The organism is Mesorhizobium sp. B2-4-19 (assembly GCF_006441315.1).
Classification (GTDB): Bacteria; Pseudomonadota; Alphaproteobacteria; order Rhizobiales; family Rhizobiaceae; genus Mesorhizobium.
Map to the genome: position 1 here is coordinate 113,290 of NZ_VFUV01000008.1, position 23,426 is coordinate 136,715.

Here is a 23,426-nt window from a genome sequence, read left to right on the forward strand (position 1 = left end):
TTAGCGAATATGAAGCCTGCGGACACGTTGGAAATTGACAAGCGCACCGGGATTTGCCGAGAGTGGATACTGCTCCGGCCAATTGGCACCGGCGGGGCGTCATGCTAGGCATTTTGACCAAGCGATAAAAAAATAAGAGTGGGACTGGCTGCATGGCGCAAGCCGCAATCGAACTGATCGGCATCAACAAGAGTTTTGGCGCCGTGCACGCCAACCGCGACATCAACCTGGAGATCGCGCGCGGCACCATCCACGGCATCGTCGGCGAGAACGGCGCCGGCAAGTCGACGCTGATGTCGATCCTCTACGGCTTCTACCAGGCCGACAGCGGCGAAATCCGCGTCGGCGGCAAGCCGGCATCGATCAAGACCCCCAATGACGCGATCGCGCTCGGCATCGGCATGGTGCACCAGCACTTCATGCTGGTCGACAATTTCTCGGTGCTGGAAAACATCATTCTCGGCGCCGAAAGCGATGCCCTCTTGAAAAGTAGCATCGCCAAGGCGCGCTCCGAACTCGACCGCCTCGAAAGGGAATATGGGCTCGAAGTCGACCCCGACGCCATCATCGAGGAACTGCCGGTCGGCCTGCAGCAGCGCGTCGAAATCCTCAAGGCGCTCTATCGCGGCGCCGAGATCCTCATTCTCGACGAGCCGACGGGCGTCTTGACGCCGGCCGAGGCCGACCACCTGTTCCGCATCCTCAAGCAATTGAAGGAACAGGGTAAGACGGTGGTGCTGATCACCCACAAGCTGCGCGAGATCATGGCCATCACCGACACTGTCTCGGTCATGCGCCAGGGTACGATGGTGGCGACGCGCGAAACCAACAAGACGACGGTGGGCGAACTGGCCGAACTGATGGTCGGGCGGCGCGTGCTTCTGAGGGTCGAAAAGGGCGAAGCGGAAGCCGGCGCCGTCAAGCTCGCGGTCAAGAACCTGACGGTGAAGGATTCGCGTGGCGTCACAATGGTCGACGATATCTCCTTCGACCTGCGCGCCGGCGAGATCGTCGGCATCGCCGGCGTCGCCGGCAACGGCCAATCCGAACTGCTCGAGGCGATTTCCGGCATCAGGCATGCCGTTTCAGGCTCGGTCATGCTCGACGGCAAGCCGATCGACCTGACAGGTGCCGCCGACCCCGGCGAATTGCGCGACCGAGGGCTGGGGCACGTGCCGGAGGATCGGCACCATGTCGGGCTGGTGCTGGCCTTCGAGGAGAACGAGAATTCCATCCTCGGCTATCACGACGACCCTCGCTATCTCAAAGGGCCTTTCCTCAACGTCGATGCCATCATGGCCGACGCCAAGGACAAGATCGACAAATACGATATCCGGCCTGGCAATCCGCGCCTGAAGACGGCGAACTTCTCCGGCGGTAACCAGCAGAAGATCGTTCTGGCGCGGGAGATGGAGCAAGATCCGGGCGTACTGATCGTCGGCCAGCCGACGCGCGGCGTCGACGTCGGCGCCATCGAATTCATCCACAAGCGCCTGATCGCCATGCGCGACCAGGGCAAGGCGGTGCTGGTGGTCTCCGTCGAACTCGACGAGATCCGCTCGCTCTCCGACCGCATCCTGGTGATGTTTGCCGGCCGCATCGTCGGCGAGCGCGGTCCGGAAGCGACCGAGGGCGAGCTTGGCCTGCTGATGGCGGGCGTCGAGCGCCAGGAGGCAGCACTTTGAGCACGCCATACGCCAAACTGCCGGCCTGGGCTGACTATGGGCTGATCCCGCTGATCAACCTGGCGGTGGCCTTCATCGTTGCCGGCTTCGTCGTGCTCTTGGTCGGCGAGAACCCGTTCCGCGCCGCCGTCATTCTGGTCGAGGGCGCTTTCGGCAAGGGAACGGGCATCGCCTTCACCCTCTTCTATGCCACCACCTTCATCTTCACCGGGCTTTCGGTGGCGGTCGCGGCGCATTGCGGCCTGTTCAACATTGGCACCGAGGGACAGGCCTACATTTCGGGCCTCGGCATCGCCATCGTCTGCCTGTCCTTCGACAGCATGCTGCCCTGGTGGCTGACATTTCCGATGGCCATCGTCGCTTCGGCGCTTGTGGGCGCGTTGTGGGCGCTCATCCCCGCCTACCTTCAGGCCAGGCGCGGCTCGCACATCGTCATCACCACCATCATGTTCAACTTCATCGCCGCCTCGATCATGGTCTATCTGCTGGTCGGACCGCTGAAGCCGGCGGGGTCGCAGGCACCGCAGACCCGCAACTTCCTTGCCGGCGCCGAACTGCCGAAACTCAACTGGATCATCGAGCTGTTCGGCGCCAAGATCCGCTCGGCGCCGCTCAACGTCACCTTCCTGCTGGCGCTGCTCATGGCCTTCCTGGTCTGGCTGCTGATCTGGCGCACCAAGCTCGGCTATGAGATGCGCACCTATGGCCATAGCCCCAAGGCGGCGCGCTATGCCGGCATTTCGGAAACCCGCATCATCATCACCGCGATGATGATCTCTGGCGCGCTGGCCGGCATGATGGCGCTCAATCCGGTGATGGGCGACCAGCACAATGTCGCGATCGACTTCGTCTCCGGTGCCGGCTTCGTCGGCATCGCCGTGGCGCTGATGGGGCGCCTGCATCCGGTCGGCATCGTGCTGGCGGCGGTGCTGTTCGGCATGCTCTATCAGGGCGGCGCCGAACTTGCCTTCGAGATGCCGGCGATCAGCCGCGACATGATCGTCATCATCCAGGGCCTGGTGATCCTGTTCGCCGGCGCGCTCGAACACATGTTCAGGCCTTACATCCAGGCGCTGTTCGCCTCGTTCAGTCCGAGGTCGGTCGGCATGGAAGCGGTCAAGGGAAAGGGCGCCTGAGATGGATGTCTTTATCGCCATCGTGCAGATACTGGACTCGACCATCCGCTTGTCGGTGCCATTGCTGCTCGCCTGCCTCGCCGGCCTCTTTTCCGAGCGTTCCGGCATCTTCGACATCGGGCTGGAAGGCAAGATGCTGGTCGGCGCCTTCGCCGGCGCCGCCGCAGCTTCCGTGTTCCATTCGGCCTTTATCGGCCTCGGCATGGCGATCCTGATTTCGGTCGCCTTCGCCATGGTGCACGGCTTCGCCTCGATCACCCACCGCGGCAACCAGATCGTTTCCGGCGTGGCGATCAATTTCATCGCCGCCGGATCGACCATCATCCTCGGTCAGGCCTGGTTCCAGCAGGGCGGGCGCACGCCGGCTCTGCAGCCGGGCGAGCGGTTCGACGCGATTGTCTGGCCCGGCGCCGAAGCGGTCAGGGACGTGCCGATCATCGGACCGATCTATGCGGAACTGATCTCGGGCCATTCGCTGCTGGTCTACCTCGCCTTCCTGATGGTGCCGTTCACCTGGTGGGTGCTGTTCCGCACCCGCTTCGGCCTCAGGCTGCGCGCCGTCGGCGAGAACCCGGCCGCCGTCGACACCGCCGGCATTTCGGTCGCCTGGCTGCGTTACCGGGCCCTGATCTGCACCGGCATCCTCACCGGCGTCGCCGGCGCCTATCTGTCGATGGTGCAGAATGGCGGCTTCGTGAAGGACATGACCGCCGGCAAGGGCTACATCGCACTGGCAGCGCTGATCTTCGCCAAGTGGAAGCCGGTCAACGCCATGTTCGCTTGCCTGCTGTTCGGTTTCCTCGACGCGGCGGCGATTCGCCTGCAGGGCTCACCCTTGCCGATCATCGGCAAGGTGCCGGTGCAGTTCATGCAGGCCTTGCCCTATATCCTCACAGTCATCCTGCTCGCCGGCTTCATTGGCAAGGCCATCCCGCCGCGCGCCGGCGGCGTGCCCTACGTCAAGGAACGCTAATGCATGTCGCCCAAAAGTGACCTCGGTTTTGGGAGAACGACATGCATAAAACAAAGAGTTAAAGCGCGTCGCCCGAATCCGCTTCGACGCGACGCGCTTTAAGGGCCGACGGCCCGGCGCGTGCCTCGCGCCGGGTTTTGGACACGATCATCGGAGAGAACAACTGAAATGTCGCATGATCTGTTCGAAGCGGCCAGGACCGCCATGGCCAAGGCCTATGCGCCCTACTCGAAATTTCCGGTGGGCGCCGCCTTGCGCACCGAGGACGGACGCGTCTTCGCCGGCGCCAACGTCGAAGTCGCCTCCTATCCGGAAGGCTGGTGCGCCGAGACCACCGCGCTCGGCCACTACATTATGGGCGGCGGCGGCAAGATCGTCGAAATCGCCGTCCTTGCCGAACGCATGGCCAAATGCTCGCCTTGCGGCGGCTGCCGCCAGCGGCTGGCCGAATTCTGCCAACCGGACACAAAACTCTACCTCTGCGACAATACGGGCGTGGCCGAGACCGTGACCATGGGCGACATGCTGCCCTATGGTTTCCGGGGCGAAATCTTGAAATGAGGAATTGGCTCAAATGAAGAGCGGGCTGCAATGACCGAAAAGGCGGTGGACCATCTGATCGAAAGGCTGGACGGCCTGGCGCCGTCGACGGCGCTGGTGCTGGGATCGGGCCTCGGCGTCCTTGTCGACCGGATCGAGCACCCGATCCGCGTCCCCTATGCCGACCTGCCCGGCTTTCCCAGCAGCGGCGTCAGCGGCCATGCCGGCGAAGTGGTGGCGGGCCTGTTTGCCGGCACGCCGGTGCTGATGCTGTCCGGCCGCGCCCATTATTACGAGCACGGCAACGCGGCGGCGATGCGCCCGGTGCTGGAAGTGCTCGCCGGCATCGGCATCACCAAACTGATCCTCACCAACGCCGCCGGTTCGGTCGACCCGGACATGCCGCCGGGCTCGGTGATGATGCTCACCGACCATATCAATTTCTCCGGCAGCAATCCGCTGATCGGCGAGCCCAGCGACCGCCGCTTCGTCGGCCTGACCGAAGCCTATGATGCCGGCATCCGCAAGGCGATCGAGCGCGCCGCCAAGGCAACCGGCACCGCGCTGCACAAGGGCGTCTATATGTGGTTTTCCGGCCCGTGCTTCGAAACGCCGGCCGAAATCCGCATGGCCCGCATCATGGGCGCCAACGCCGTCGGCATGTCGACCGTGCCGGAAGTCATTCTCGCCCGCTTCCTTGGCCTGCGCGTCGCCGCCTGTTCGGTCATCACCAATCTGGCGGCCGGCATGACCGGAGCCGAGCTTTCGCATCAGGAGACCAAGGACATGGCGCCGGTCGGCGGGTCGCGGCTGGCAACGGTCCTGCACAGAGTGTTCCGCGACGGACTGCTGGAGAGTTGATGCTTCCGCAGGAAATCATCCGCCACAAGCGAGACGGTCACAGGCTCTCGGCCGGTGAAATCGCTGCCTTCATCGGCGGCGTGACCTTGGGCACCGTCACCGATGGCCAGGCCGCGGCTTTCGCCATGGCGGTGTTCTTCAACGGCATGAACCGCGACGAGGCGGTGGCGTTGACGCTGGCCATGCGCGATTCCGGTGATGTGCTCGACTGGTCGGACCTGCCCGGCCCGGTCACCGACAAGCATTCGACCGGTGGCGTCGGCGACAATGTCTCGCTGATGCTGGCGCCGATCGTCGCCGCCTGCGGCGCCTATGTGCCGATGATTTCGGGCCGCGGCCTCGGTCATACCGGCGGCACGCTGGACAAGATGGATGCGATCCCCGGCTATGTCAGCCAGCCCGATCTCGCGTTGTTTCGCCAGGCGGTGCTGGAAACCGGCTGCGCCATCATCGGCCAGACCGCCGATCTGGCACCCGCCGACCGCCGCCTCTATGCCATCCGCGACGTCACCGGCACCGTGGAGTCGGTGCCGCTGATCACCGCCTCGATCCTGTCGAAGAAGCTGGCCGCCGGCCTGGGCTCGCTGGTGCTCGACGTCAAGGTCGGCAATGGCGCCTTCATGGAGAAGTCGCGCGACGCGACCGCGCTCGCCAACAGCCTGGTCGAGGTCGCCAGCGGCGCCGGACTGAAGGTGTCGGCGCTGATCACCGGCATGAACGAACCGCTGGCCTCGGCCGCCGGCAATGCCGTCGAGGTGCGCAACGCCGTCGATTTCCTCACCGGCCGTCTGCGCGACCGGCGGCTGGAGGATGTGACGCTGGCGCTGGCCGCCGAAATGCTGCAGTCGGCGGGACTGGTGTCATCCAACCAGGATGGCTTGCGGCGTGCCACTGAGACGCTCACCAGCGGCCGCGCCGCCGCCACCTTCGCCCGCATGGTGGCGGTGCTCGGCGGCCCCGCCGATTTCATCGAGAAGCCGGAAAAATATTTGGCCGTGGCAGCCACGGAATTGGCGGTCAGGGCGACGACGGACGGCTTCGTCACCGGCATCGCCACCCGCGACATCGGCCTTGCGGTGGTTGGTCTGGGCGGCGGGCGCACGAGGCCAGACGACAAGATCGACCCCAGCGTCGGCATCACCAGGCTGCTGCCCATAGGCGCGGAAGTCCATGCCGGAGACCCGCTGGCACTGATCCACGCCCGCTCGCCCTCCGATGCCGAGGCGGTCGCCGCCACCGTGGTTTCGGCCTATGCGATCGGCACCTCGAAGCCACCGGCCGACAAAACCGTCATCCGGCGGATCCTGCCGCGCGGTTGATTATTGGACGAGCAGCAGCGTACCGTTTTCGGCCTGATATTTGCCGAGCCGGCTGAGGAAGCTCATGCCGATCAGATTGGTGCTCAGCGCCCTGTCGTCGAGCACGATGGCTTGCACGCCGTCGACGCTGATGCTGCCGATCTGCAGGCGGTCGATCATCACCACCGCCGCCTTGATCGAGCCGTTGGCGGTGTTGACCCCATGGCTGAAATCGGACGGATTGAGCGACAGCCCGATCCTGCGTGCCGTCGACGTGTTGACGGCGACCAGCGTGGCGCCGGTGTCGATCATGCCGTCGACCTGACGGCCGTTGAGCTTGAAGGTCGACGAGAAATGCCCGCGCCCGTCCGCGGTGACGACGACCTTGCGGCCGGTCGGCAGCGGCGCTGCCGGTCTGTCGGGAACCGACGCCAGGTTGATCTGCGGTTGTGCCCCGACCTGGGGCCTGGCCGTCACCGTCGATTTCAGCAAGTTCTCGAATATCTGCGGATTCGACTGATAGACGACCGGGATCGATGCCGATGTCCCGGCAAAGACGCTGAGGATGAGAAGCTTGCGCAGCATGGATCGGCCTTCGTGAGAGCCAATCGTTTAGCCCCGGCATGGTATTTGCCGCTTTAACGGGCGCTAAAACCGCGCCGTTGCGTAAACATTCGGTAAACAGTACCAGGAACTTGCCCGCTGCTATTTCGTCCCGTACATGCGGTCGCCGGCATCACCGAGGCCGGGCATGATGTAGCCCTTCTCGTTGAGTTGGCGGTCGATGGAGGCCGTGAAAACCGGAACGTCCGGATGCGCCTTGGTGAAGCGCTCGATGCCTTCGGGCGCCGCCAAAAGGCACAGGAAGCGGATGTTGGTGGCGCCGCGCCCTTTCAGTTTGTCGATCGCCGCGATCGCCGAATTGGCCGTCGCCAGCATCGGGTCGACGACGATCACCAGCCGGTCGGCGAGATCGCTTGGCGCCTTGAAGAAATATTCGACCGCCTCCAGCGTCTCGTGGTCGCGATAGAGGCCGATATGGGCGACGCGCGCCGCCGGCACCAGGTCGAGCAGGCCTTCCAGCAGCCCGTTGCCGGCGCGCAGCACCGAAGCGAACACCAGCTTCTTGCCCTCCAGCGTCGGCGCTTCCATGGTCTCGATCGGCGTTTCAATCGTTGTCGTCGTCAGCTCGAGATTGCGCGTGACCTCGTAGCCGAGCAGCAGCGATATCTCGCGCAACAGCCGCCTGAAACCGGCCGTGGACGTCTCCTTCTTGCGCATGATGGTCAGCTTGTGCTGGACAAGCGGATGGTCGACGACGGTGACGCCCTTCATGATGTTCTCCTGATGCGTGTCGCCCGGCGCGCGGACGCGCTTCAGGCAGCTGGAACGACCCTAGCGACTATGGACCGGCCAAGGAACCGCTTGGCCGCCATCGACCACAGCTTTGTCGGAAGAAAATCAGCGCGCCGCGCCGTTCAGCCGGGCAAGAAGTGCCGCCTTGGTCTTCCTGTCGACAAAGGCGGCTTCGATGGCGGTCCGGGTGACGGCGGCAAGCGCCTTTTCGTTCATCGCAAAATGCTCCGCCGCGATATCGTATTCGCGCTTCAGCGAGGTCCAGAAATAGGGCGGGTCGTCGGAGTTGAGCGTCATCTTGCAGCCGGCGGCCTGCAAGGCGGGAAAAGGATGGTCGGCAAAACTGTCGAACACTTTAAGCGCGATGTTGGAACCGGGGCAGCACTCCAGGACGATGCCTTCGTCGGCGATGCGCCGGACAAGGTCCGGGTTCTCGATGGCGCGCACGCCGTGGCCGATGCGCGAGGGGCGGATATGGTCAAGCGCCGCCTGGACCGTCTCCCAGCCCGTCAGCTCGCCGGCATGGATGGTGATGCCGAGCCCGGCCTCGCGTGCAATCTCGAAAGCCCTGACATAGTCCTCCATCTCGCCCACGCGCTCGTCGCCGGCAACACCGAAGCCAGTGACCAGCGGATTCCCGCAGCGCGCCGCGAAGCGTGCCGCCCGTTCGATCGATTCCACGCCGACTTGGCGCACGCCGGTGACGATCATGCGGCCCTCGATGCCGGTCTTGGCCTTGGCGCGCAGCATGCCTTCGCCCAGCGCATCGGTATAGGCCTTGGGCGAGAGCCCGGCTTTCGTCGCATGGTCCGGCGAGGTGAAGACTTCGGAATAGATGGCGCCATCGCGGGCAAGACTGGTCAGATAGTGATCGGCCAGCCGCGCGTAGTCCTCTTCGGTGCGGAACAGATCGGCCGAAAAATCGTAAGCCGCGAGGAAGGACGTAAAATCGTGCCAGACGAAGGAACCGTTCTGGATATAGGGCGAGGTATCCTTGCCGTATTTCTGCGCCTGGCGGATGACGAACTCGGGCGCCGCTGCCCCTTCAATGTGGCAGTGCAGTTCTGCTTTCAGAGGCATTCAAACATCCCGTCGGTCAGTCCAGGTCTTGAAAACCCACCACCTGGAAGCGCGGCTGAACACCGCGCCTTAAAGAATAGCGCCCACAGCATCGATCGGCTATGGTCCCGCCGGTTTTGTGACGGATCAAAAAAATGTCAGTTGAGAGAACCACGGCGGCGGGCGGCATGGAAACCTCCTATGGTTTCAAGCGTGTGAGGGAAGGCGAGAAGCAGTCCCTGGTCAATGATGTTTTCCACAAGGTCGCCAATCGCTACGACCTGATGAACGACCTGATGTCGGCGGGCCTGCACCGGCTGTGGAAGGATGCCATGGTCACCTGGCTCAATCCGCCGAAGCGGCCAGGCTGGAAGGTCCTGGATGTGGCGGGCGGCACCGGCGACATTGCCTTCCGCATCGTCGATGCCAGCCATGGCAACGCGCACGCCACCGTGCTCGACATCAACGGCTCGATGCTCGCTGTCGGCCGCGACCGGGCCGAAAAGAAGGGCCTGTCCGGCAACACCGATTTCGTCGAGGCCAATGCCGAGGAACTGCCGTTCTCCGACGCCACCTTCGACGCCTACACCATCGCATTCGGCATCCGCAACGTGCCGCGCATCGATGTCGCGCTCGCAGAAGCGTTCCGCGTGCTGAAGCCCGGCGGCCGGTTCCTGTGCCTGGAATTTTCCGAGGTCGAGATGCCGCTGCTCGACAAGGCCTATGAAGCCTGGTCGTTCAACGCCATCCCCAAGATCGGCAAGATGGTCACCGGCGACGGCGAGCCCTATTCCTATCTGGTCGAATCGATCGCGAAATTCCCCAACCAGCAGAATTTCGCTGCGATGATTTCCCGCGCCGGTTTCGACCGCGTTTCCTTCCGCAACTATTCCGGCGGCATTGCCGCGCTTCATTCGGGCTGGAAGCTTTGAGGCTGGCCCGCATTTCCCATTCTCGATATGGCTCATGCCGGTCTCAAGAACCGGCCTGGGTGCGGCCGTGAGCAGCGTCGGTGCCGGTTTCAGGCTCGCGCGGGCCGGCTGGGTGCTGGTGCGCGAGGGCGTCATCGCCGCCCTGCCTGGCGAGGAACTGTCCGGCCTGCCGAAATTCGGCTGGCGGCTGGCGCGGCTGTTCACCCGCCGCCGCGCGCTCGCCTATGAGCGCAGCGACCGGCTGGCGAAGGCGGTGGTCCGGCTCGGCCCGTCCTATGTCAAGCTCGGCCAGTTCCTGGCAACGCGGCCCGACGTCGTCGGCAACGACATGGCGCTCGATCTCGCCATGTTGCAGGACAAGATGCACACATTCCCGAGAACTGAGGCGGTAGCGGCCATCGAAGCCTCGCTCGGGCGCAAGGTGGGCGATCTCTACGCCGAGTTCGGCAACCCCGTCGCCGCCGCTTCGATCGCCCAGGTCCATGCCGCCGAAGCCATCCATGATGGCGCTGCCACCAAGGTCGCGGTGAAGGTCATCCGGCCCGGCGTGCGCCGCCGCTTCTTCCAGGATCTCGAAAGCTATTTCCTCGCTGCCCACCTGCAGGAGAAATACATCCCCTCCTCGCGCCGCCTGCGGCCTGTCGAGGTGACCGAAACGCTGGCGCAGACAACCAAGATCGAGATGGATTTGCGCCTCGAGGCGGCGGCACTCTCCGAACTTGGAGAGAACACCAAGGACGATCCGGGCTTCCGCGTGCCATCCGTCGACTGGGAGCGTACGGGTCGTGACGTTTTGACCATGGAATGGGTCGACGGCGTCAAGATGAACAACATCGCAGGCTTGGAGGAGGCCGGCCACGATCTGAAGGCGATCGCCGCCAATCTCGTCCAGTCATTCCTGCGCCATACGCTGCGCGACGGCTTCTTCCACGCCGACATGCATCCGGGCAATCTGTTCGTCGAGGAGGACGGCACCATCGTCGCCGTCGATCTCGGCATCGCCGGCAGGCTCGGTAAGAAGGAGCGCCGCTTCCTCGCCGAAATCCTCTACGGTTTCATCATGCGCGATTATCTGCGTGTCGCCGAGGTGCATTTCGAAGCCGGTTACGTACCGCGCCAGCACGATGTCGCGGCCTTCGCGCAAGCGATCCGCGCCATCGGCGAGCCGATCCACGGCCAGCCGGCCGAGACCATTTCCATGGCCAAGCTCCTGACGCTGCTGTTCGAGGTGACCGAACTCTTCGACATGGCGACGCGGCCGGAACTGATCCTGCTGCAGAAGACCATGGTGGTGGTCGAAGGCGTGGCGCGCACGCTCGATCCCGCCTTCAACATGTGGAAGACGGCCGAGCCGGTGGTCGGCGGCTGGATCGCAGGAAACCTTGGCCCGCGCGGCATGATGATCGATGCGCGCGACGGCGCCAAGGCGCTGCTGACGCTCGCCCGCCAAGCGCCGGAGCTTGCCGCGCGCACCGACCGGCTGTCGCGCGAGATTGACCTGATGGCCGAGCACGGCCTGCGCTTCGACGAGACCACGGCGCGTGCCATCGGCAGGGCCGAGGCGCGCTACAGCCGCTCCGGCCGCGTCGCGCTGTGGGTGATCGCGCTGACGCTAGTTTATATCGCATGGAAGATTCTTTAGACCTGAAAAACCAAGGTTGAGCCCGCGACTTGCGGCAAATTGATTGCATTGCTATCATCGCCTTCGGCCGACATGAACAAAGTGCAATCATATGGCAAGCATCACGATCCGAAACCTTGACGATGAGGTCAAGGAGCTGCTGCGCCGATTGGCTGCGGAAAACAACCGTTCCATGGAGGAGCAGGCCAGGGTGATGATCCGGGCCGCCGTCGACGGTCAGATCGGATCCGGCCGCATCGACCAGATCGAAAAGACCTTGCGCGAACTGACCGGCATGCACAGCGCGGCGACCCCGGTTGCGGCCCCTGCGAGCAAGATCCTTCCGCGGGGCACGCTTTCCCGAAAGAGCATTCTGCTCATCATCGGCGGCGGCATCGCCGCCTACAAGGCGCTGGACCTGATCCGCCGGCTGCGCGAGCGCGGCGCGACAGTAAGGGTGGTGATGACTGCCGCAGCGCAGGAATTCGTCACCACGCTGTCGGTTGGCGCGCTGTCGGCCGACCACGTCTTCACCGAACTGTTCGACCGCAATGACGAGCACGATGTCGGCCATATCAGGCTGTCGCGCGAGGCCGATCTTCTGGTCGTGGCGCCCGCCACCGCCGATCTGATGGCCAAGCTCGCCAATGGTCACGCCAACGATCTGGCCTCCACTGTGCTGCTGGCCACCGACAAGCCGGTACTGATGGCGCCGGCGATGAATCCGAAAATGTGGTCGCATCCGGCCGCCCGCCGCAACCGCGCGACCTTGGGCAAGGACGGCATCACTTTCGTCGGCCCGGCCAGGGGCGAGATGGCCGAAAGCAACGAGGCCGGTGAAGGCCGCATGGCAGAGCCGCTGGAGATCGTCGCCGCGGTCGAGGCGCTGCTCGATGCCGGCCCCAAGCCGCTGGCGGGGTGCAAGATCATCGTCACCTCCGGCCCGACGCATGAGCCGATCGACCCGGTACGCTATATCGCCAACCGTTCCTCCGGCAAGCAGGGCCACGCCATCGCCGCCGCATTGGCAAGGCTTGGCGCCGATGTGCGCCTCGTCTCCGGTCCTGTAAGCATCGCCGACCCGGCTGGCGTGAAGACTATTCATGTCGAACGTGCGCAGGAAATGCGCGATGCGGTCGAACAGCTTTTGCCCGCCGATGCCGCGGTGTTCGTCGCCGCCGTCGCCGACTGGCGCAGCGAGAATTCGGCCGGCGAAAAGATCAAGAAGGTGGCGGGCGAAGGACCGCCGGTGCTGCGCATGGTGGAGAACCCCGACATCCTTGCCGGCGTCGGCCATCACAGCCAGCGACCCGGCCTGGTCGTCGGCTTCGCCGCCGAGACGCAGGATCTCTTGCGCAATGCCAAGGCCAAGCTCGCGAAGAAAGGCGCCGATCTGATCGTCGCCAACGATGTGTCGCACGAAAGCGGCATCGGCCCTTCAGGCGTCATGGGCGGCGATCGCAACCGGGTGCGGATCGTGTCGAAGGCCAGCGTCGAGGAATGGCCCGAAATGACCAAGGACGAGGTGGCGGCGCGGCTCGCCACCCTCATTGCCGAGCGGCTGAAAACGATCGTCGCTTGACGTGGATTAGGAGAAGTGTGAGCGGTTTCCCGGGAAAAGCGCGCAGCGCTTTCCCAAGGGAATTGCGAACATCAAAGACTACACGCGACGCCAGTTGGACGTCGCGCATCAGATTCCGGACCGAGCCGTCAGTTTGACAAGAGCTCCGCCGTACGGGCGAGCGCGCCGCCGAAACCGTTGAGCGGAATGGAAAAGCTCACCGCTTGTCCCGTATCCGCCGCGAAGGCGTCGATCTTCAGCGTCGTGCCGTTCTTGAGCAACGGCGTGACATTGGCGTCGAACGCCACCGGCACCAGGCAGCCGACGGCCTGGCAGGTGTTGAATGCCAGGCTGCCGTCCAGCTTCTGGTCATCGATGGTCAGGGTGACCCCCTTGGCGAGCGCCAGCCCAAACGGCAGGGCAAGAGTGCCTGTCGCCTCGTCGCCGGTCTTGCTCGAAAGCTCGATCGCCAGCAGCCGCTGGTTGCTCTGTTTGTTGAACTGTTGGTGCGACAGGCTGCAGACCTTGTTCGTGCCCGATATCTGGCAATTGACCGTCCAGTCGCCATGGGTTTCGGACAAGGCCGATGCCCCGCCCGGCAGTTGTGGCGCATCGGCCGCGGCGGGCGGAGCCGCCACCTTGTCGCCTTTGGTCTGCGCGGCCACGGCCGGCACACCGGCGATGCAGGCCGCACCCAGCATCGTAACCAAATACGCGTATTTCCTCATCAAGACCTCTCCCGCCCGGCTCCGCCTCGAGCCAGCCTGGAAACTGAGCTTGAGAGACGCGCTGACTGCATTCTGTTTTGACCGTTTTCCCCGAAGGCGCCATTGTCCCTGGCGGACATGCCGGTGCCATTCAGCTCGAGGCCGGCGCCGACCCGATAGAGCGGCGAATCGGTCGCGTCCGTCAAGTGCAATGCGAGGTTGCCGGGCAGATTCTCCGCCGCCGCAAAGCGGCCTTCGATCTCCCGCCCCTTGTCGGAGAACGCCACTCCGGCCTTTCCATAGAGGCGAACGCTGGCGATCTCACTAAACGCGATGTTCGTGCCGGTCTCCAGCGCTGGCGTCGCCTGCAATCCGTGGCCGCAGGCCGGATGGCCGGGACAGGGCGGGCCACGATTGATTTCAAGGCGACCGATGGACCGCCATGGCATCGCCGGGCAAACACCCTATATTGTGGGAATGGACAGGATTTTTCGCAGGAATGTGCCGATGTCGGCGCGCCGACTATCGATGAGACTTGCATCGGCGGTGCTGGCCGCTACTTTTTTAGCCGGCTTTGCGCTGCCCGCTTCCGCGCAGGTGGCCAATCCCGCGATCAACAGCAACACGCCGATCCAGCAGAACGATCTGCAGGCCCTGCAGAGCCGCATTCAGCGGCAGCAATTCCAGCAGCAGCAACAGCAGTACCGCGACCAGGACCGCGTGATCGTCCAGCAGCCACCGCCGGTCGTGCCGCGGGTCAGGCCGGGCTGCCAGACGCAGATCATCGGCAGCACGGCCGTGAGCAACTGCCGCTGACAGGCGGGCTTCTTTTATTTAGCCGACTTACATGGTAGGGCACCTTGAGGGTCCCCCGGGGCAGTTTGGGTTTGCAAAGGCGCCGCGTCACGCTATGGGGCACTGACCGACTGGACTATTGCAGATGACAGCCACGAAGAAAAAGGCCGTACGCCGGGCCAAGAAAGGGGAAAGAATCCGCCAGGTGGCGGCGATCCCCTTTCGCTTGACCGCGAATGGGAGTTTCGAGGTGATGCTGGTCACGTCGAGAACGACGAGGCGCTTCATCGTCCCCAAGGGATGGCCGATGAAAGGCAAGAACGGACGCAAGGCCGCCACCATCGAGGCGATGGAAGAAGCCGGCGTGCTTGGCAGGACCCTGAAGCAGCCGGCCGGCACCTATTCCTACTGGAAGCGGCTGGCCAACCGCTTTGTCCATGTCGATGTCATCGTCTACCTGCTTGAAGTGACCGAGGAACTGGCCAACTGGCAGGAGGCCAAGCGGCGACAGCGGGCATGGCTGACGCCGGCCGACGCGGCGATGTTGATCGACGAACCGGATCTTTCGACGCTGGTGAAGAACCTGACACTTTCCCAGCCCACGCCGACCGATGCCACCTAGGTGCACTACCGGAGCTGCAATCCCGGTTCAGGACAGCCGCTCCAGCAGCACGGTTGGGGCGTCATGATAGGTGGTCCGCAACACTTCGCGATAGCCGACCTTATCAGCGACATTTAACGAGGCGGTATTTTCGGGATCGATGATGCAGACGGTTTTCACCCGTCCGAAGGTTTCTTCGCCCCAGGCCAGCACACGGCCGACGACCTCTGTGGCGAGGCCCGCCCCGTGCACTTCCGGCGCCAGCGCCCATCCGGCCTCGGGAATGTCTTCGATCGACGGTTCCATGTCGCGCTTCAGGTCGTGAAACCCGGCCTCGCCGACGAAGCGGCCCGTCGCCTTCTCCTCGATCGCCCAGAAGCCGTAGCCGAGCAGCGACCACAGGCCGGCATGACGCAGGAAGCGCATCCAGCTTTCCTCGCGCGTGCGCGGCTTGCCGCCGATGAAGCGGGTGACGGCGGGGTCCGCCCACATTGTTGCATAGGCGTCGAAATCCTCCAGCCGGTGTGCCCGCAGAATGGTTCGCTGCGTCTCGATGACGGGAGCGACGGTCACTTTGCGGTTGTTCATTGGATTTGCCTCGCTGATCTTGTCCGCGCTTAGCAAATTGCCCCTGCGGTGCAAGGGCCAGCGGAAGACGCGCCATCATCCAGAACAGCGGCCCGAAGCAGATCTTCAGCCGTGCCAGCCTATGTTCATGTAGACACCGCCACGTTGCAATTCGTCCAGCATCTGGTCGAGCCGCTTCTGCCTGGTGTCCGGGCGCTTGGCGCGGGCAATCCAGCCGAGATAGTCGTTCTTCTGGTAGTCCGGCCGGGCCTCATAGGCAGTCATCGCCCTGCGTTCCGCCAGGGGCGACGTGAAGGGGGCGTTTCAGTCCGATCATGCCTGAACGTACCCGGACCGAGCGTCAACGCCGCCTATGACCAGGACCAGCTTTCTGTGGGAATTCTGCCCGACGGTGTTAATTTCCCGGCAGGCTGATTCAGCACATTTGCCGCGCGACCTTTTCAGACGCGGGGCTGGTGCTCAACCCAGGGAAGAAACATGGACACGACCGACCTTGTGCTTGCCATTATCCATCATCTGCTGGTGTTTTCCCTGGCAGGGATCATCGGCGCCGAATTCGTGCTGATCCGCGGCGACCTGCCCGCCGTAACCCTCAAGCGACTCGCCGGCATCGACCGCCACTATGGCATCATCGCCTCACTCATCATCATCGTCGGCATCGGCCGTGTTTTCTGGGGCCTCAAGGGATGGGAGTTCTACATCTACAACTGGATGTTCTGGGCCAAGATGGCGGCATTCGGCATTGTCGGCCTGCTGTCGATCATCCCCACCGTGCGCTTCATTTCCTGGAACCGGCAGGCCAGCGCCAATCCCTCCTTCGCCGTGCCGGCGGGCGAACTGGCCTCGGTGAAGAGCTATATCCGCGCCGAGGCCTTCGTCTTCCTGCTGATCCCGGTCTTCGCGGCGGCGATGGCGCGCGGTTACGGCTACCAATAGATCTGGAATAGAACGAGAGCGGGCAGAGGCCTGCAATCGCGCGCTGGAAGCCGATCATCGCAGCCGCCGGCCAGTACGCCGACTGATGGTGTGAACCGGGCGCCGGCGGCGCCCCGTTCGCTTCGATCCGTTTTCACATGCAACGGCAGGCCGTGCTCTTCCCGATCATCACGGCGTTCTGCTCGATCGGCGTTTACGGCGTCAACACCAACGCTTTCGATCTCTATCGCCTCCTTCGGCCCGCTCGGCTGTGTCCTGACCAAGCTGCGCTGCGAGCCGGCACCCCTGCTGCTCGGCTTCGTGCTCGGCCCGCTGCTCGAGGAAAACCTGCGCCGCGCCATGATCCTGTCGCGCGGCGACCCCAGCACCTTCGTGACGCGGCCGATCAGCGCCGGCCTGCTGCTGGTGGCGCTGGCCGTGCCCGTCATCGTCTTCCTACCCTCGGTCAAGAAGAAGCGCGAAGAAGTGTTCGTGGAGGAGAGTTGAAGCCGGTCAGCTTTGGGCTTGAACCTCGTCCAACGGATCGAGCGGAGCGATCGGCACCAGGGGCGCTGGAATGCTGGTCGTCTTCTCCTCAGCCTTACAGATATCAGCGATGACGCAGGCCGGGCAGTCCGGCTTGCGCGCCTTACAGACATAGCGGCCATGCAGGATCAGCCAGTGGTGCGCATGGCGCATGTATTCGTCCGGGATAATCTTCAGCAGCCCTTGCTCGACCTGTTCAGGCGTCTTGCCGGGCGCCAGGCCGAGCCGGTTGCCGATCCGGAAAATATGCGTGTCGACGGCCATCGTATGCTGGCCGAAGGCCATGTTGAGCACGACATTGGCGGTCTTGCGCCCGACGCCCGGCAGCTTCACCAACTCGTCGCGGTCGTCGGGCACTTCCCCGCCATGGTCACGGATCAGCGCTTCTGAAAGCGCGATGACGTTCTTGGCCTTGTTGCGCCACAGACCGATGGTCCTGATATAGTCGCCGACCTTGGCCTCGCCCAGCGCCAGCATCTTCCGCGGCGTGTCGGCGGCCTTGAACAAGGCCCTTGTCGCCTTGTTGACGCCGGCGTCCGTCGCCTGCGCCGAGAGCACCACCGCCACCAAGAGCGTGAAGGCGTTGACATGTTCGAGCTCACCCTTCGGCTCCGGCCGCTGGACGGAAAAGCGGCGGAAGATCTCGTGCACTTCGGCCGGACTGTAGCGTGACGTCCGCCGCGCCGGCCGTGGGCGCGGCTTGGCGTTCGAGCCGTCACGTCGTCCGGCCGGCAGGTCTTTTTCGGGCATGGAAGAATCTTTGGACTTGGGGCTCGCCATTCCCCTCCTATAGTATCCTGTCATGAGCGACACAAACGCCTCGTTCCAGGCTGACGAGCCCTTCTTTCACGCCTTGCTGACCCCGCACCGGTCGCTGGGCCGGACGGGCTTCCTGGTCCTGATGGGCGCTTTGTCGTTCGGCTGGCTGGCGACCGGCGCGTTCTTCCTGTCGCGCGGCGCCTGGCCGGTATTTGGGTTCTTCGGCCTCGACGTGGCCGCCGTCTACATCGCCTTCCGTGTCAACTACCGCGCCGCCCGCGCCCGCGAGGAGGTATCGGTCTCGCGTACCAGCCTCGACATCCGCAAGACGGCCCCTTCGGGAAAATCGGAAGCTCACCGCTTCAACCCGTTCTGGGCAAGGTTTTCGGTTGCCCGCCACGCCGAGATCGGCATCACCAAAATGACGGTCGAAGGCCAAGGCCAGAACGTGCCGATCGGCGGCTTTCTTGATCCAGAGTCCCGCGAGAGCTTTGCCATCGCCTTTTCGCGCGCGCTGGCGACCGCCAAGGCGCGCTGAATCTAGAACCGATAGCGCAGAAGCCTGCCGACCTTGCGCAGCGCCGGAATGTGTTTCCACAGGCGAACGAAGAGTTTGGCGGACCAGCCCATGCGGGCGGCGTGTTCGGGCATGTAGGCGGAAATATCCTCGACGAACCGCAGTTTCGGAACCGCCAGTTCCAGCTCGTGCGGATCGTCGATCGCCCAGTGAACCTCGGCGCCAGTCGCCTTGATGGTGGGATTGAAACGGAGCAGCGTCAGGCCGAAACGGCTGTAGGCGTCGAACATCAGCTCGCCGCCGGCAAGATGCGAGACAAGCCGCGAAACCAGGCGCAGCCCCTCATCGGCGGGAAGATAGGGCGTCAGCCCTTCCGCCACCACGATCGCCGGGCGGTTGCGGGGCACTTCGGCCAGCCAGCCGGGCTCCGTCACCGACGAAGCGATGAGATGATAACGGTCGCGGGACGGGTAAAGTTTTCGCCTAAGTTCGATGACCTGGGGATAGTCGACATCGAACCAGTCCACGCCCGGCGGCGGATCGACACGGAAGATGCGCGTATCGAGCCCGCAGCCCAGATGCAGCACGATGGCGCCGGGATTCCTCGCCAGAAAATCCTCGACACGGACGTCCAGTGTCTTGGCCCGGATCGCCAGGCCGATGCCGAGATTCTCGTCGACCTTGAGCCTGGAGAAATCATAGTCGATCTTGTGCACCGCCTCGTCGGCGAAATGATCCCCAAGCAGCGAACGGGGCAGCCGGCTCTCCAGCGCCTTCCCGTACAGCGTCATCAGCATGGTTTCCCTTGCCCCTGTCAGATGCACCTTCTCGCCAGCCATGAGCGACTCCTGGCACGAAACCCCGAGTCTATCTGGGTATGCGCGGCAAGAAGGCAAGTTTCGGGTGGCGATCGCCGCCCCGAGGGGCGATATTCCTGGCCAAGGAGACAGTTCCATGAGCACACAGACAGCCGTCCTCAAAAAGGACATCACGCCGCAAGGCAGCGACTACGAGATCGTGCGCCGCGCCATCGAGAAGATCAGCCTCGACTATCGCGACCAGCCTTCGCTCGAGGAGCTTGCAGAGGAAGTCGGCGAGACGCCAACCGGCCTGCAAAAACTTTTCACCCGCTGGGCCGGCCTGTCGCCCAAAGCCTTCCTGCAGGCGGTGACGCTCGACCATGCCCGCCGACTGCTCGATTCCGGCATGCCGCTGCTCGAAACCTCGTTCGAACTGGGCATGTCCGGCCCTGGCCGGCTGCATGACCTGTTCGTCACCCATGAGGCAATGTCGCCGGGCGACTACAAGACGCGCGGCGCCGGCCTCACGATCCGATATGGCTACCATCCCTCGCCCTTCGGCACCGCCCTGATCATGGCCACTGACCGCGGGCTTGCCGGCCTCGCCTTCAGCGACCCCGGCGAGGAGCGCGCCGCCTTCGCCGACATGTCCAGCCGCTGGCCGAACGCCATCTATCTCGAGGACCTGGCCGCGACCGGTCCTTACGCCGCGCGCATCTTCGATCCGACGCTGTGGCGCCCCGACCAGCCGCTGCATGTCGTCATGATCGGCACCGACTTCCAGGTTCGCGTCTGGGAGGCGCTGCTGCAGATCCCGATGGGCAAGGCCCGCACCTATTCCTCGATCGCCGCCAGCATCGGCGCGCCAAGCGCCAGCCGCGCGGTCGGCGCCGCCAATGGCGCCAACCCGCTCTCCTTCGTGGTGCCTTGCCATCGCGCCATCGGCAAGTCCGGCGACCTCACCGGCTACCATTGGGGCCTGACCCGCAAGCGCGCCATCCTTGGCTGGGAGGCGGGCCAAGTGTCGTCATAAATATCGTTTTTCCAGTTTCCGGCGAAGAAATTTACAGATCTTGGATAGCAGAAAGTATTACTTGGATTCTATCGGAAATTCACATTACAACCGGTGACAACCTTTGGTTTTTTATAAGATGTTATTTTCGCGAATTATTTAAGTTTACGCTAAATTAACCACGATAAAGCGATCATGACTCCTGTTAATTCGGGCGATCCGACTTAATAGGAGGTCTCGATGAAGTTGTTTCGCACCGCCTTCGGTGCAGCCCTGCTGGTCGCGTGTCTGGGCCAGCCTGCATTGGCTACGACGCAAAATGTCATTTTCAATGGCACGATCACCCCGACCTGCACGCTTGTCATTGCCACCAATGGCACGATGACGGTCAGTCCCGATCTCCAGACCCTCAGTTCCCACAACAGCGGCGGCTCTGCCGGAACCGTCACGCTGACGACGACGGGCGGCGTGTCGCTGAGCGTCGATCCGGTTACCACCACGACTGTGCCGTCGGCCGACACGACGTCGACCACCTGGACGCCAACCTACTCTTCCGCCGGTGCGCACTCCATCGTCGAAACCGGTTCCGCGACCGCCATCAGCACGCCCGGCGCCGACCTCGTTTCGGTCCATCTCGCCGGCACCAAGGGCGGCAGCAACCGCTTCGCCAACGGCAACTATCAGGCAACGGTAACGCTTCGCTGCGAGTAGCGCTCGGGAAGGAGGCATCCTTGACACTTTTTCGAACCCTGGCGACGGTGCTGGCCGTCGGCCTGATCCCTGCTGCCGCGGCGGCCCAGTCGATGTCGCCGATGCGCGGCGAGGTCAACAGTTTCACCGACGTCTTCGCGGTCCGCGTCTTCCCGGCCAATCCATACGACCAGAAGATCAAGATCGAAATCCACGTCTACGATCAGGATTTTCAGCCGGTGGACGCCAGGATATCACCGGCTGCCTTCCAGCTCGGTGCCCAGGCCTCCCGTCCCGTCCTTGTGGTCGTGCCCTTCGGCGGCGCCGCCGAGCGTAAGGTGCGTATCTGTACCGAAAGCATCCCCTTCCCCAACCGGCAGACGCAGATAAGGGCGCAGATATGCGGAAAGTTCTTTGGGCACCGCAAGTCCTGACGCTGGCACTCGCGGTTGCTGTCACAAGCACCGTTCCAACTCAGGCCCAGGACCAGATCTACAATCTCAACCAGAACGAGAACGGCTTTAATTTGCCCGGCGTCACCTTGCCCCAGGGCCAGGACGAGGTCCATGCCGCGGACGGCACCACTTGCCGTTCCGCCGCTTCCGGTTCCGGTGCCTATGTCGATCTCGGCGTTATCAGGGGCAACAATCAGACGGACAATGGCGTTGCCACCTACGGCCGGGTGGTGATCCCGATCGGGCGCACACCGAAACGCCTCGATTGCAGCCGCCTCTACGAACTGGAGGTCCAGCGCCTGCAGCTGGAGCTGAAACTGCTCAAAATGGGCCTCGGCGGCGACGGCCCGACGGGAAGCGTGGCCGCCAGCGCTGCCGTTCCCGCCGCTACGACCACATCACCCGGATGGGCCAACGAAGGCTGGACCATCAGGACCGGAAACAGCGATGGCAAGAAAAAGAAGAAGAAATAGTCGCGCCTGGTTTGCGGTGGCAGCCCTTGCCGGCCTCAGCCAGCCCGCGCCGGCGGCGATCATCGGTACCTGCACCATCATGATCGGGGCATCGGGAACGATGACGGCAAATCCTGGCTTAAGCATACTGGGCTCGAAACAGGCAGGCGGATCGAGCGCCAGCGCCACCATCGTGGCAAGCTCGCTTCTGTGCACCCTGCTCGACCTGCTGGACTGCTATTCGGTTTCGGCGCCGGCGCCTGCCGCATTCTCCTCCGCGCCGAGCGGCGGCGGCACCAATGTCACCTTCGCCTCGGTCTTCCGCCTCGATGGCTCGGGGGTCGACATCAACGGAAGCGTGCCGCAAAGGGTCACCAACGGCACCCACGCCCTGCAGGTCGATCTCACCGCCACCAAGTCGAGCGGTGTCTTTCCCGCGGGCACCTATCAGGGCATCGTCACCGTGCGCTGCGAGTGAGGCGACAAATCGCCGTTTGATATCCACATGGTCTGGCAACTCATCGCATGACGCGCTAGCTTCCCGCGCAATCAGGGTGACGGCGCATTCATATTGATGCCAGCTCCGCCCTCTTCGATTCACATCGTGCTTTCCGAAAGTCGATCCTGATTTCCGGCCAGCGCTGGCAGGGAGGCACTTTCTTGATAGTCGTCGTCGGCTCGATCAATCTCGACCTTATCGCCAAAGTCGACCGCTTGCCGAGCCCCGGCGAAACGGTGAGCGGTTCCGGTTTCGCCACGGCGCCGGGCGGCAAGGGCGCCAACCAGGCGCTGGCCGCCGCGCGCGCCGGCGTCCCGGTGCGCATGGTCGGCGCTGTCGGCAAGGACAGTTTCGCCGGCGAGGCGCTGGCATTGCTGCGCGAGGCCAAGATCGACCTGTCGGGCGTGGGCGAAACCTTTGCCTCGACCGGAACGGCGCTGATCATGGTCGATGACGACGGCGAGAATATCATCGCCGTGGTTCCCGGCGCCAATGCTTCCGTAGTGCCCGGCGACCTCTCCAAGGCCTTCCTCAAAAAGGGCGATGTCGTGCTGCTCCAGCACGAGATCCCGCTGGCGACCGTCGATGCGGCGCTCGACCAGGCACGGGCGGCCGGCGCCATCACCGTGCTCAACACGGCTCCTTTCCAGGGCGATGCGGCGGCTTTCCTCGGCAAGGCCGATTATGCCGTCGCCAACGAGACCGAGTTCGACCTCTACGGCGAGGCGCTGGCGCTGAGCGGCCGCGACCGTGCGGCACGTATGCGCGACTTCGCCGCGAAAACCGGCCGCACCATCGTCGTCACCCTCGGCGGTGACGGCGTCATGGCGGCGACGCCGAGCGATTTCCTGACCGTTGCGGCCATGAAGATCACGCCTGTCGACACGGTCGGCGCCGGCGACACCTTTTGCGGCTACTTCGCTGCCGGCCTGTCGGCCGGCCTGGCGCTCGACAAGGCACTGGCACGCGCCGCTGCGGCGGGCTCGCTCGCATGTCTCAAGCCCGGCGCCCAGCCGGCGATCCCGCTGGCCAAGGATGTCGATCAAGCCTTGCAGGAAACCCATTGAA

The 23,426-nt window shown here is 63.9% G+C and carries 28 protein-coding genes and 1 pseudogene; 20 read left to right on the forward strand and 9 right to left on the reverse strand.

Annotation, left to right across the window (positions count from 1 at the left end; translation table 11 throughout):
- The first annotated feature begins 152 nt into the window (after positions 1-152).
- The 6 genes from FJ546_RS15930 to deoA all read left to right on the forward strand — a co-directional run bounded on the left by FJ546_RS15930 (position 153) and on the right by deoA (position 6,514).
- Positions 153-1,685 carry an ABC transporter ATP-binding protein gene (locus FJ546_RS15930; RefSeq protein WP_140890210.1) on the forward strand — a complete coding sequence of 511 codons (1,533 nt, stop codon included), beginning with the start codon at positions 153-155 and terminating at the stop codon, positions 1,683-1,685.
- Positions 1,682-2,821, forward strand: a complete 1,140-nt coding sequence (locus FJ546_RS15935) for an ABC transporter permease (RefSeq protein WP_140890211.1) — start codon at positions 1,682-1,684, stop codon at positions 2,819-2,821. The genes FJ546_RS15930 and FJ546_RS15935 overlap by 4 nt, the downstream gene beginning before the upstream one ends.
- Position 2,822: 1 nt before the next feature.
- Complete coding sequence (locus tag FJ546_RS15940; RefSeq protein ID WP_010911455.1) at positions 2,823-3,794, forward strand: ABC transporter permease; 972 nt, start codon at positions 2,823-2,825, stop codon at positions 3,792-3,794.
- Positions 3,795-3,962: 168 nt separating this feature from the next.
- Positions 3,963-4,355 (forward strand): cytidine deaminase, encoded by a 393-nt coding sequence (cdd, locus tag FJ546_RS15945; RefSeq protein WP_140890212.1) that lies wholly within the window; start codon positions 3,963-3,965, stop codon positions 4,353-4,355.
- Positions 4,356-4,385: 30 nt separating this feature from the next.
- The gene (locus FJ546_RS15950; RefSeq protein WP_140890213.1) at positions 4,386-5,195 is read left to right on the forward strand and encodes a purine-nucleoside phosphorylase; all 810 of its coding nucleotides are present in this window, start codon (positions 4,386-4,388) and stop codon (positions 5,193-5,195) included.
- Positions 5,195-6,514, forward strand: a complete 1,320-nt coding sequence (deoA, locus tag FJ546_RS15955) for a thymidine phosphorylase (protein WP_140890214.1) — start codon at positions 5,195-5,197, stop codon at positions 6,512-6,514. Before FJ546_RS15950 ends, deoA begins: the two co-directional genes overlap by 1 nt.
- On the opposite strand, the gene FJ546_RS15960 is transcribed toward deoA, so the two are convergent.
- The 3 genes from FJ546_RS15960 to FJ546_RS15970 form a co-directional block, all read right to left on the reverse strand.
- Positions 6,515-7,078: a TIGR02281 family clan AA aspartic protease gene (locus tag FJ546_RS15960; protein ID WP_140890215.1), complete on the reverse strand. Its 564-nt coding sequence runs from the start codon at positions 7,076-7,078 to the stop codon at positions 6,515-6,517. It lies immediately after the preceding gene.
- Between the two features lie 120 nt (positions 7,079-7,198).
- Positions 7,199-7,828 (reverse strand): uracil phosphoribosyltransferase, encoded by a 630-nt coding sequence (upp, locus tag FJ546_RS15965; protein ID WP_010911460.1) that lies wholly within the window; start codon positions 7,826-7,828, stop codon positions 7,199-7,201.
- A gap of 126 nt (positions 7,829-7,954) precedes the next feature.
- Positions 7,955-8,929, reverse strand: coding sequence for an adenosine deaminase (locus FJ546_RS15970; RefSeq protein ID WP_140890216.1), 975 nt, complete (start codon positions 8,927-8,929; stop codon positions 7,955-7,957).
- Between the two features lie 134 nt (positions 8,930-9,063).
- Between FJ546_RS15970 and ubiE the strand changes: the two genes are divergently transcribed.
- The 3 genes from ubiE to coaBC all read left to right on the forward strand — a co-directional run bounded on the left by ubiE (position 9,064) and on the right by coaBC (position 13,043).
- A complete protein-coding gene (ubiE, locus tag FJ546_RS15975; protein ID WP_140890217.1) occupies positions 9,064-9,840 on the forward strand; it encodes a bifunctional demethylmenaquinone methyltransferase/2-methoxy-6-polyprenyl-1,4-benzoquinol methylase UbiE in 777 nt (258 codons plus the stop codon).
- A 67-nt stretch (positions 9,841-9,907) separates the two neighbouring features.
- Entirely contained in the window at positions 9,908-11,482 is a 1,575-nt protein-coding gene (gene ubiB, locus FJ546_RS15980) for a 2-polyprenylphenol 6-hydroxylase (RefSeq protein ID WP_140890336.1), read from the forward strand.
- A 91-nt stretch (positions 11,483-11,573) separates the two neighbouring features.
- Positions 11,574-13,043: a bifunctional phosphopantothenoylcysteine decarboxylase/phosphopantothenate--cysteine ligase CoaBC gene (gene coaBC / locus FJ546_RS15985; protein ID WP_210243109.1), complete on the forward strand. Its 1,470-nt coding sequence runs from the start codon at positions 11,574-11,576 to the stop codon at positions 13,041-13,043.
- Between the two features lie 128 nt (positions 13,044-13,171).
- Here coaBC and FJ546_RS15990 read toward each other — a convergent pair whose 3' ends face one another.
- Together FJ546_RS15990 and FJ546_RS15995 are read right to left on the reverse strand one after the other, a co-directional pair.
- Positions 13,172-13,750, reverse strand: coding sequence for an invasion associated locus B family protein (locus FJ546_RS15990; protein ID WP_140890218.1), 579 nt, complete (start codon positions 13,748-13,750; stop codon positions 13,172-13,174).
- A complete protein-coding gene (locus FJ546_RS15995) occupies positions 13,750-14,100 on the reverse strand; it encodes a hypothetical protein (protein ID WP_140890219.1) in 351 nt (116 codons plus the stop codon). The genes FJ546_RS15990 and FJ546_RS15995 overlap by 1 nt, the downstream gene beginning before the upstream one ends.
- 61 nt (positions 14,101-14,161) lie before the next feature.
- On the opposite strand from FJ546_RS15995, the gene FJ546_RS16000 reads away from it, so the two are divergent.
- Together FJ546_RS16000 and FJ546_RS16005 are read left to right on the forward strand one after the other, a co-directional pair.
- Positions 14,162-14,545, forward strand: coding sequence for a hypothetical protein (locus tag FJ546_RS16000; protein WP_246686863.1), 384 nt, complete (start codon positions 14,162-14,164; stop codon positions 14,543-14,545).
- 124 nt (positions 14,546-14,669) lie between these two features.
- Positions 14,670-15,146 carry an NUDIX hydrolase gene (locus FJ546_RS16005; protein ID WP_140890220.1) on the forward strand — a complete coding sequence of 159 codons (477 nt, stop codon included), beginning with the start codon at positions 14,670-14,672 and terminating at the stop codon, positions 15,144-15,146.
- 27 nt (positions 15,147-15,173) lie between these two features.
- Here the strand turns inward: FJ546_RS16005 and FJ546_RS16010 are convergent, their stop codons facing one another.
- Positions 15,174-15,713 carry a GNAT family N-acetyltransferase gene (locus tag FJ546_RS16010; protein WP_140890221.1) on the reverse strand — a complete coding sequence of 180 codons (540 nt, stop codon included), beginning with the start codon at positions 15,711-15,713 and terminating at the stop codon, positions 15,174-15,176.
- A gap of 105 nt (positions 15,714-15,818) precedes the next feature.
- The gene (locus FJ546_RS16015; RefSeq protein ID WP_140890222.1) at positions 15,819-15,977 is read right to left on the reverse strand and encodes a YdeI/OmpD-associated family protein; all 159 of its coding nucleotides are present in this window, start codon (positions 15,975-15,977) and stop codon (positions 15,819-15,821) included.
- Between the two features lie 213 nt (positions 15,978-16,190).
- Between FJ546_RS16015 and FJ546_RS16020 the strand changes: the two genes are divergently transcribed.
- Complete coding sequence (locus tag FJ546_RS16020) at positions 16,191-16,649, forward strand: DUF2214 family protein (RefSeq protein WP_140890223.1); 459 nt, start codon at positions 16,191-16,193, stop codon at positions 16,647-16,649.
- 152 nt (positions 16,650-16,801) lie between these two features.
- Positions 16,802-17,135: pseudogene (locus tag FJ546_RS16025) on the forward strand (tripartite tricarboxylate transporter permease); the annotation flags it as partial.
- A gap of 6 nt (positions 17,136-17,141) precedes the next feature.
- On the opposite strand, the gene nth reads toward FJ546_RS16025, so the two are convergent.
- On the reverse strand, positions 17,142-17,954 hold the full coding sequence (gene nth, locus FJ546_RS16030) for an endonuclease III (RefSeq protein ID WP_140890224.1): 813 nt from the start codon (positions 17,952-17,954) through the stop codon (positions 17,142-17,144).
- 22 nt (positions 17,955-17,976) lie between these two features.
- Here nth and FJ546_RS16035 point away from each other — a divergent pair, with 22 nt between their 5' ends.
- Positions 17,977-18,471, forward strand: coding sequence for a DUF2244 domain-containing protein (locus tag FJ546_RS16035; RefSeq protein WP_140890225.1), 495 nt, complete (start codon positions 17,977-17,979; stop codon positions 18,469-18,471).
- 2 nt (positions 18,472-18,473) lie between these two features.
- Here FJ546_RS16035 and FJ546_RS16040 read toward each other — a convergent pair whose 3' ends face one another.
- The gene (locus tag FJ546_RS16040; protein ID WP_140890226.1) at positions 18,474-19,289 is read right to left on the reverse strand and encodes a class I SAM-dependent methyltransferase; all 816 of its coding nucleotides are present in this window, start codon (positions 19,287-19,289) and stop codon (positions 18,474-18,476) included.
- Between the two features lie 115 nt (positions 19,290-19,404).
- Here FJ546_RS16040 and FJ546_RS16045 point away from each other — a divergent pair, with 115 nt between their 5' ends.
- The 6 genes from FJ546_RS16045 (at position 19,405) to FJ546_RS16070 (ending at position 23,425) form a co-directional block, all read left to right on the forward strand.
- Positions 19,405-20,283 (forward strand): bifunctional helix-turn-helix domain-containing protein/methylated-DNA--[protein]-cysteine S-methyltransferase, encoded by an 879-nt coding sequence (locus tag FJ546_RS16045; RefSeq protein WP_140890227.1) that lies wholly within the window; start codon positions 19,405-19,407, stop codon positions 20,281-20,283.
- Positions 20,284-20,502: 219 nt separating this feature from the next.
- On the forward strand, positions 20,503-20,973 hold the full coding sequence (locus tag FJ546_RS16050) for a hypothetical protein (RefSeq protein WP_140890228.1): 471 nt from the start codon (positions 20,503-20,505) through the stop codon (positions 20,971-20,973).
- Positions 20,974-20,993: 20 nt separating this feature from the next.
- Entirely contained in the window at positions 20,994-21,386 is a 393-nt protein-coding gene (locus FJ546_RS16055; protein ID WP_140890229.1) for a hypothetical protein, read from the forward strand.
- Positions 21,353-21,880, forward strand: coding sequence for a hypothetical protein (locus tag FJ546_RS16060; protein WP_140890230.1), 528 nt, complete (start codon positions 21,353-21,355; stop codon positions 21,878-21,880). Before FJ546_RS16055 ends, FJ546_RS16060 begins: the two co-directional genes overlap by 34 nt.
- Positions 21,855-22,337, forward strand: coding sequence for a hypothetical protein (locus FJ546_RS16065; RefSeq protein WP_140890231.1), 483 nt, complete (start codon positions 21,855-21,857; stop codon positions 22,335-22,337). The genes FJ546_RS16060 and FJ546_RS16065 overlap by 26 nt, the downstream gene beginning before the upstream one ends.
- A 182-nt stretch (positions 22,338-22,519) precedes the next feature.
- The gene (locus FJ546_RS16070) at positions 22,520-23,425 is read left to right on the forward strand and encodes a ribokinase (RefSeq protein ID WP_140890232.1); all 906 of its coding nucleotides are present in this window, start codon (positions 22,520-22,522) and stop codon (positions 23,423-23,425) included.
- Position 23,426 lies beyond the last annotated feature (1 nt).